Raw genomic sequence first — 383 nt, 5'->3', positions numbered from 1 at the left:
GGTATGCAGGGGGCGGAGCACGATGCTCCGGCCGCTCGGAAGATTTCGCAGGATCGCCATCGTGCACGTCGGGACGCTTTCAAATCAGACGTACAGGGGCCATGGATTGAGAAGGCCCTCATTCTGCGGGGTTTCGCGCCAGCCCATCTGGACGGGCACGCGGTACAGCCGGGGGTTCGCGAACTCGGGCCAGATGTGGCAGGCGCCGGGCACCACGGTCCTGATGGTATGGAGCGGAATGTCGGGCCGCGTGTAGTCGTGCACCACCACTTCCATGCCGCAATTCCCGGCCGCCGCCACGCACTGCGCGATGTCCGCCCGGAGGCCGCCACTCCCGCGGTCGTCCTCGCGGGGCCGGGAGCGCCCGCCGGCCCATCCACGGT

1 protein-coding gene is annotated in these 383 nt (G+C 68.9%); it reads right to left on the bottom strand.

The window, feature by feature from the left end; all coding sequences use genetic code 11:
* Nucleotides 1–84: 84 nt before the first annotated feature.
* Nucleotides 85–383, bottom strand: a 299-nt coding sequence (locus tag FJV41_RS56735; RefSeq protein WP_181791670.1) for a YcaO-like family protein, incomplete at its 5' end; no start/stop codon positions are given.

It is taken from the genome of Myxococcus llanfairpwllgwyngyllgogerychwyrndrobwllllantysiliogogogochensis (assembly GCF_006636215.1).
GTDB classification, from domain to species: Bacteria; Myxococcota; Myxococcia; order Myxococcales; family Myxococcaceae; genus Myxococcus; species Myxococcus llanfairpwllgwyngyllgogerychwyrndrobwllllantysiliogogogochensis.
Note: the sequence above shows the minus strand (reverse complement) of the source record. Positions and strands in the feature narration are given on the sequence as shown.